At 40.0% G+C, this 7,807-nt stretch carries 4 protein-coding genes and 1 pseudogene; 4 read left to right on the top strand and 1 reads right to left on the bottom strand.

The features are described from left to right. The 4 genes and pseudogenes from IJS99_08760 to IJS99_08775 form a co-directional block, all read left to right on the top strand. A partial coding sequence (locus IJS99_08760) for a DNA-binding protein WhiA (GenBank protein ID MBQ7561905.1) occupies nucleotides 1-129 on the top strand: 129 nt, incomplete at its 5' end. Nucleotides 130-240: 111 nt separating this feature from the next. After that, nucleotides 241-2,203 (top strand): annotated as a pseudogene (locus IJS99_08765) (triose-phosphate isomerase). An 81-nt stretch (nucleotides 2,204-2,284) separates the two neighbouring features. After that, entirely contained in the window at nucleotides 2,285-3,973 is a 1,689-nt protein-coding gene (locus tag IJS99_08770) for a hypothetical protein (protein MBQ7561906.1), read from the top strand. Nucleotides 3,974-4,071: 98 nt separating this feature from the next. Next, nucleotides 4,072-6,597: an adenosylcobalamin-dependent ribonucleoside-diphosphate reductase gene (locus IJS99_08775; GenBank protein ID MBQ7561907.1), complete on the top strand. Its 2,526-nt coding sequence runs from the start codon at nucleotides 4,072-4,074 to the stop codon at nucleotides 6,595-6,597. A gap of 72 nt (nucleotides 6,598-6,669) precedes the next feature. Here IJS99_08775 and IJS99_08780 read toward each other — a convergent pair. Then, on the bottom strand, nucleotides 6,670-7,807 hold a 1,138-nt coding region (locus tag IJS99_08780), incomplete at its 5' end, for a polysaccharide pyruvyl transferase family protein (GenBank protein MBQ7561908.1).

Raw genomic sequence — 7,807 nt, forward strand, 5'->3', positions numbered from 1 at the left:
AAAACTAGACTCGAATATCCTGACGCAACACTTGAAGAATTAGGCCAGAGACTAGAGACTCGTATAACAAAGAGTGCCGTTAAATATCGCTGGACAAGAATCGAAAAATTTATAGACTCGGCTAATTAATCAGGTCATACAAAGCAGTTATAAATTAAAATCTCTATATTCATAAAATTTGCTGTAGTAAAATATCTTTATGGATTACCCAAAAAAATTTTTACAGGAGGAAATAATTTTATGAAGCTAAAAACTTTCACGCCTTCAGACGTTGCAGGCAAAAAGGTATTAATGCGCGTTGATTTCAATGTACCCTTCAAAAATGGCAAAGTAACGGACGACTCAAGAATTAGAGCACACACAAGCACACTTAAAAAATTACTCGACGCAGGTGCAAAAGTTGCTTTGATTTCACACTTCGGCCGACCTAAAGGAAAAGCAGATCCCGCCTTCTCACTCTCTCAGATAGTCCCTGACATTGAGAAAGCCTATAATCTCAAAGTAATATTTGTTGATGATTGCGTCGGCGAAAAAGTTATTAATGCAGTCAATGCGCTTAAGCCCGGCGAAATAGCAGTACTTGAGAATTCACGTTTTCACCCTGAAGAGCAGAAAAATGACCCCGAATTTAGCAAGAAAATGGCGGAAGGCTTTGACGTGTTCGTTATGGACGCATTCAGCGCGAGCCATCGTGCGGACTGTTCAACAAGCGGCGTTATTCCCTTCGTGAAAGCTGCATTTGCTGGTGATTTATTAGAACGTGAGGGCGAAATGCTCGGTGCAGTCAGTGAGAATCCCGCAAAACCCTATGTATTAATTCTCGGAGGCGCAAAAGTTTCTGACAAAATTGACATCGTAGGGAATTTATTAGACAAGGCTACGACTATTTTAATCGGCGGCGGAATGGCTTATACATTTTTGAAGGCTCAGGGCAAAGAGATCGGCAAATCCCTATGTGATGAAGAAAGACTCGATTTCGCAAAAGATACACTCAAGAAAGCCGCTGATATGGGAGTAAAAATTTTATTGCCGGTTGACAGCGTTGTTGCTTCAGCGATTGACGCGACCGACACGGAAATTGTATCAAGTGATAACATGCCCGCTGATAAAATGGGACTCGATATAGGCCCTGAGACAGTAAAGAATTTTATCGCAGCTCTTGACGGGGCAAAGTCAATTTTATGGAACGGCCCAATGGGAGTCTTTGAAGACGAAAAATTTGCGGAAGGCACGAAAAAATTAGCGGCGGCAGTTGCTGAAATGACTCAGAAACACGGCACAATTTCAGTTATAGGCGGCGGAGATACAGCGAGTGCAGTACGTCAATTCGGGGCAGCTGATAAAGTTTCTCACGTCTCAACAGGCGGCGGCGCAAGTCTTGAATACTGCGAGGGCAAAAAATTACCCGGCATGGAACCCTTCAGAGTCTAAACTTTTTAAGGAGTTATTAATCATGAGCAAGAAAATTTATCTTTATGGCAACTGGAAAATGAATAATAATTACGCCGAGACAGAAAAATTTTTCGAGAGCTTCCCGGCAGTCTATGAGCAATACAAGAATGACTCAAATCTTGAAGTAGGAATCTTTGCGCCCTTTACGTCATTATGGCCGTTATATCAGGCTGCGAAAAAATGCGGGATCGTTCACGGTGCTCAAAATGTATATTACGAGCCTAAGGGAGCATTTACCGGCGAAATTTCAATCCCTATGCTTAAAGAATACGGCGTAACTCATATAATTATCGGTCATAGTGAAAGACGGCACATTTTCGGCGAGTCCGATGAGTTAATCGCAAAGAAAGTAAAGGCAGTACGTGATGCGGGATTAATTCCTGTTTTGTGTTACGGCGAGACTTTGGAAGAACGCGAGTCCGGAAATACTTTCACAGTTATGGAGCGTCAGTTAAAGAGTGCTATTAAAGATTTGACAGCTGAAGAAGTCAAGAAAATTATTTATGCTTATGAGCCAGTCTGGGCAATCGGCACGGGCAAATCAGCAACGAGTGAACAGGCTCAAGAGGTCTGCGAATGGAGCCGCAAATTAATCGGACATGACAGCGTTGTTATACTTTACGGCGGAAGTGTCAAAGGCTCAAACGCTAAAGAGTTATTATCAATGAAGGACATTGACGGCGCATTAGTCGGCGGGGCATCATTAAAGCCTGAGTCATTCCTTGAAATTTACGGAGCATACAAAGCGTAATAAATTATTCATGCTCTCCGAGTATAATTTTATCGGGGAGTATTTTTTTATCGCTATTATTCACAAAGGAGGCACTTATTCATGAAATTAAGAAAAGTTTTTTGCGCGGCAGTTCTTGTATTAACTATATTTGCGAGTTCTGTATTTGCTGCAAAACCTCAAGACGCATTAAGTATCAGGCCGGAAGACTCTATTTATTTTGTGCTGAGCTTGAGTGAGGCCGGTAATTTGTCCCGCTGGGTTATGTCGCAGGAAAATATTGACGCTTTTATGCCGTTAATTCTTTCGTCCGAGTCATCAAATGAGATAATCGGCATTCTTGAACTTGTGCGGGCTATAACGTCAAATACTCCGTTGAAATCTGCAGCTATTAATATCGGCATAACAAAAGAAGATCCCAACGAACCTTTTATACAAATGGCATTTACAGTAGATGACAAATTAGCTCCGACTGTTGCGAAAATTAAGGACGGTACTGCGGAGGCTTCAGATTTTGCTAAATTATTTCTCGGTTTAGACAGCGCAATGCTTTCATTTGCTGAACCCATGATAAAAACTGAACTCGGCGCGGATAATGTTTACTCAATCAATAACGAGATAAAATTTAAGGCAGCCGGCGATTTGTTAATTCTTGCATTGTCAGATAATGATTTGAAGGCGGCTTTAAATGCTGTAGATGTTGAGGACGCAAGACTCTTTCACAGTATAGAACGCAAATTTGACACTGAAGACTTTATATTTTTCCACGCAGATTTTGATACAGTGAAGACTCTTGATAATGACGAAGCTATACAGAAAATGGCAAAATATTTCGCGAAACCCATGCATATAGAGTTAGCATTTAAACGAGTCCCCGATAAATTTTCCATGTCAATCGGCTTTAATCCGCGTGAGGCAATCAAGAAAGAATATATCGAGAAATTATTTACTGATGCAGTACCGCCCGTTAAAGGCTGTTATATAGATCTTGACAATGCTGGCGGGAGTACTTCTCCGATTTTCGCAATGGGTGGAATTTTGCGGATCTCAAAAATTTTTAACAATGACGACCTGAAAAAATCATGGGAAGACGGCGCAAAACTCCTACAGCAATTTACGGGCATAACTGAAGCTGAATTAGCAGCTATTCTAAATGGCGCATTCTCAATCGTAGTAAATGACGTTATCAATATACAGGGATTCAAAGTTCCTGCGCTTTACATGTCATTCAAGGGCGAAGAGGGAGCACCCGCTAAAATATTTGACAGACTCGCGAATTCTAAATTTTTCGCAAGGATTCAGGATAAAATTTTGCAGGCTGACTCGTCAATAAGTCCCGTATCATTCTTAGTAATTAATAAGGATGAATCATTAGCGTTAGATTTTGCAGACTTAACGAGCCTTAACGAGAAGCCCGAACTCTCCGGAAAATTTGCGGAAGTCATGAATAACATGGGGATTTCTGTATTATGGCTTGATTTCGAGGGGATTCAAAAATGGATTTCAGATAATAGCGTCATGGAAATTCTTACACCTATGGCAAAAGTTTTCGGATATGGCAAAATAGCAGAGGACGCAGCAAAGATACTCAGCGCAAAACTTTCTGTGCCTTCTGTCTTGGTATGGGCTGAATCAGAAGAAAAAATACACTGGGAATTTGCAATAAAAGACGTAGCACCTGAAGACGGCCTATTAGTAAGAATCGTGAGCATTTGCAAAGAGTATATACCTTCAGCTCCGGCCCCCGTTCAAGATCCAGCACCTGAATCAAAACAGGAACCGGCAAAATAAGCTCATAAAATTTTATTGAATAAATATTTGACAATTTCACCCTCTGGCCTTGCCTTTATGGGGGGTCAGGGGGTATTTTTTGCGAAAGGAATAATACAATGAGTCTTCAAGATATAAGAGAATTTTTTGATAAGGACATAAACACGCGCTCACTAGAGAATTTAGGGCAGTCAAGATTATCAGAAAATGCTATTTGGCTGTTAGAACAAAGATATTTTGTGCAGAGATTTGACCCTGAGATAAACGGAGTCAGACAAGAAAAAAATTTTGAAGAATTTGCACGACGAGTCGCCCGCACTGTTGCAAGCGCAGAAGTAAATTACTCTGACTCGGTTGAGTGGCTTGTTACTCTTGAGAAAAATATAGCGAGTGATATATTAAATCGCCGTTTCCTGTTTAATTCGCCTTGTTTATTCAGTGCTGCGGCAGGACTTACTATTATTCCTGAGATGGCCGAGATAATTTATAAATCGCCGGATTTAATGACTTATGAAGATTACCGCAAAATTTATGACTCTCGCACAAAGAATCAGCAGTTATTTGCATGTTTCGTTATAAGCGTCCCTGACAGTATCGAGGGAATATTTGAATCCGTCAAGAATGCAAGTATAATCAGCAAGTTCGGCGGAGGAGTCGGCGGAAATTTCGGGCATTTGCGCGAACACAGTTCAGAAATTGCAGGAGGTACAGGCGGCAAAGCGTCAGGGCCTGTGTCATTTATGGAGACGTGGAACACTATGGGCGCGGTAGTAGTTCAGGGCGGAAAGAGGCGCGCTGCTTTAATGGGTATGCTGTTCGATGATCACCCCGATATTTATGACTTCATTGACTGCAAAACTGAAGACGGCAAATTATCATATTTTAATATTTCTGTCGCAATTTCTGACAAGTTAATGCAGGCCGCAGAGAATGACGAAGATTTTGATTTACACTCAAGAGTTGATGACTCAGTTGTTAAGACAGTCAAAGCCCGCGAATTATTAAATCATATTTGCGAGTCAGCATGGAAACGAGGCGACCCCGGAGTCTTCTTTATTGATAGAGCTAGGCAGGATAATTTGCTGAAAATGGGCGGCTCTGAATGGGAGATTGAAGCGACTAACCCATGCGGTGAACAGCCATTACCGAATTTTACGAGCTGTAATTTAGGCTCTATCAACATTGAAAAATTTGTGAATGATGACGGGACATTTAATTATTCGAGATTATCGGATCAAGTATTCAGGTCAATTTATTATTTGGATTTAGTGATAGATGCGTGCTCATATCCATTAGAGAAAATTGGCGAGAGAACGAAATCAATTCGCCCCGTTGGACTGGGAATAATGGGACTTGCTGATGCTTCAATAATGCAGAATATAATTTACGGTTCAGGAGAATTTAACGCGTTCTGTGAAAAACTTTCAGGAGTATTAGCGCGTTCGGCCCTGCTTGCTACTGTAAAAATAGTTAATGACGTAAATAAACCGCCATTTCCTGAGCATGAATTAGTCAGCAAATTATTTGAAGGCTTTAACGTTCCTGAATCCCGTGAAGAATTTGACTCAATGCTGCGTACAATGCGAGAAGGAAAAAATATTCCTGTTACGTTAATAAATACTCTTTCAAGTTTTGAATTTAACGATGATTTAAGGCTTGTCTTGAAAAATTTATTTGCGGGGGATTTGCGTAACAGCCGGAGACTCTCAATAGCTCCGACCGGGTCAATTTCTATGATTCTTGATACGAGCTCAGGAATTGAACCTAATTTTGCGTGGTCATGGAATCGCCGAATAATGAAGACTGACGGGACAGGCTTTGAAGATATAGACTTCTGGCACAAATTATTAACTCCTGAACAACGAAGCGAATACAGAGCAACGGGCGGGAGGCTCTCAAATCCTGCATACGTTACAGCATATGACATAACGACTCAACAGCATGTAAATGTAACGGGAATTTTTGCGCAGATTGTAGACAGCGGGATAAGCAAGACAGTTAATTTGCCGAATTCTGCAACGATTGAAGACGTGAGACAAGTTTATAGAGAGTGCTATAACATGGGCTGTAAAGGAATAACAATTTATCGCGACGGTTCAAGGTCGTATCAGCCTATAGAAATTAAGAAAGAAGATAATAATTCGAGCGAACAGGAACAGCTGCAAAAGCTCGATACAAAATATAAAAAAGTTAAGGAACGCCCCGGCCCTGTTATTTACGGCAAAACAATTAAAGACAAAACCCCGTGGGGCAGCATGTACGTTACAATGAATTTTGACGGCAAAGAGCCATTTGAAATTTTTGTGAATGTCGGCAAGAGCGGCTCAGAGTTAAAGGCAATGACTGAAGCATTATCGCGGGTGATTTCAATCGGTCTGCGTTCGGGGTGCAGTCTTGAAGATTTTATTGACACTCTGAAGGGCTTATCCGGCAAAGAATATTGGATGTTGAAATTCAATGATAATTACGTAGTTCGCTCGATACCTGATGCAATAGCGTTAATGCTAGAAAAATTAATAGACCGCGAAGTAATTAATGCAAGAATGAGCGATAAATCAATGATTTGTCCCGACTGCGGGGCACCGCTTGAGAGAATATCGGGCTGTGAATACTGCTTCAGCTGCGGTTACAGTCCTTGTAAATAGATTCGTGAATATAATAATTTGTTATTCTCCCTCATGCTTTGAGAATATAAGAACGAGGGAGAAATTTTTTGCTTAAACGTGCAGACAACCGCGCAAATATTTTAACGAGCTTTCACGCAAAATATTTAACTTCTCGTTGACTTCATTATAATTAATCTCAGCTGGACGGGTACTCATTCCGGGCGTATAAATATGATCGGTAAGATTAGTGCTTGCTAAGATACTTTCAATTCTGCCGAACATATCTTTAGTCCAATCGTGTGAACGTCTAAATACTAGAAAATTTCTCCCGAAATTAACAGAGAATGCCGTGCCGTGAAATGAATCAGTGAAAATCAAATCAGCGTGATTAAATAAATACAAGAATTCTTCAACTTCTGCTGTATACCCCGGCAAATCAGGATTCATGTAATTATATAAATTTACAATCGGCAAATCTCCGGCAGCTTGTTTTATTGCCTGCTCATATTCCGGTTTTATATCGCCTAGAAAGAATTGCAGCGCGTAGTGTTCCGGCAAATTAATATCAGGTCTCTTCTCAAGTTCCTGCCACTGTGAGGCATTTAATAACAAAGTCGGATCTAAGACTAATTGCGCGTCTTTATTAATTATTTGCTTGATTAAATTCACGCCCTCCTGTTCGCGGCAAGATAATTTATTGAATCCTTCAAGACCTTTTTTGTGAAGTTCGTAATCTGATTCTGGGAATTGAGAGAATCCAAAAGACGGCGCATAACAGACTCGTTTTTCACGCGGCATAAATTCAAGATAATAATATGCAGATTCTTCCGGTGTGTGACTCCAATTATGCCAAACTTGATCGCTGCCGGTTACTGCAAAATTATATTTGTCCCAGAGTGATTTATCAACATTCAATGCCTCATCATATGACATAAAAATTTTATTGTTAATATATTTTGCTGTGAATGCGCTTAATCTGGAAATAAGATATAATTTATTATTCTTAATACCTATGAATACTATAAATTTTTTTATGAGTTTTTTACATAACATAATTGCTGGTCTGAAAAATTTATTATATTTACTATTGTTATAGCTATAACATAAATTATGCACTTCAAATCCGAGTGATTCAATAATCCGTGTTAATGCGTAACGCTGTAAGATATTTCCGTAATTACCATTGTCGTATATTGTAATAAGTAAAATTTTCTTTTCTGGAATATTCAGACAATGATTGCCTGTGCTG

This window comes from Synergistaceae bacterium, from assembly GCA_017444345.1.
GTDB lineage: Bacteria > Synergistota > Synergistia > Synergistales > Aminobacteriaceae > JAFUXM01.